2 protein-coding genes are annotated in these 701 nt (G+C 32.5%); one reads left to right on the top strand and one right to left on the bottom strand.

From position 1 onward, the window contains the following. The coding region (locus TCEL_RS00275) for a molybdenum cofactor synthesis domain-containing protein (RefSeq protein WP_040683669.1) at window positions 1-358 on the top strand (358 nt) is incomplete at its 5' end. On the opposite strand, the gene TCEL_RS00270 is transcribed toward TCEL_RS00275, so the two are convergent. Further along, on the bottom strand, window positions 343-701 hold a 359-nt coding region (locus TCEL_RS00270), incomplete at its 5' end, for a radical SAM protein (RefSeq protein ID WP_040683668.1). The two genes, TCEL_RS00275 and TCEL_RS00270, sit on opposite strands and share 16 nt — an antisense overlap.

Below are 701 nucleotides of genomic sequence, written 5' to 3'. Positions count from 1 at the left end.
TGAAAAGAGGGAGATTCCAAAGGTAAGAGATATAAATGGCTACTATTTGACTTCGGCACTTATTAAGGATGGTTGTGATGCAAAATATAAGGGAATTTCTAAGGATAATGAAGAAGAACTTTTTACATTAGTAAAGGAGTCTCTTGAGGAATCTGATATAGTATTTATATCAGGTGGAAGTTCTGCTGGAAATAGGGATTTTACTATAAATATAATGGAAAGGCTTGGAGAAGTTTTATTTCACGGTATTGCGATAAAGCCAGGAAAACCAACTTTAATGGCAAAGGTGGGGGAAAAATTCATAGTAGGGTTGCCAGGTCATCCTTTATCCTGTGCTGTTGTTTATAGATTTTCATGATTACTTACAGTTTCTTTTAAACTGGCTGCCTTTGTTCCTTTTCTTGGGCTATATTTGAAAACATGTAATTTTGTAAGTTTAACTTTTTTTAAAAACTCATATGTTCTATTGAATTCATCTTCAGTCTCTCCTGGAAAACCCACAATAATATCCGTAGTTATAGAACATCCTTGAAATAATCTTAAGTTTTGAACAGCTTCATAGTATTCATCTGTTGTATAATGCCTATTCATTCTTTTCAATGTTTCATCACAGCCACTTTGTAGAGATAAATGAAAATGTTCACATAGTTTAGCGCAATTAGATAATCTACTTATATTTTCAAGTGTAAAGAATGATGGCT

It is taken from the genome of Thermobrachium celere DSM 8682 (assembly GCF_000430995.1).
Classification (GTDB): domain Bacteria; phylum Bacillota; class Clostridia; order Clostridiales; family Caloramatoraceae; genus Thermobrachium; species Thermobrachium celere.
This window is presented reverse-complemented; position numbering and strand designations above follow the sequence as displayed.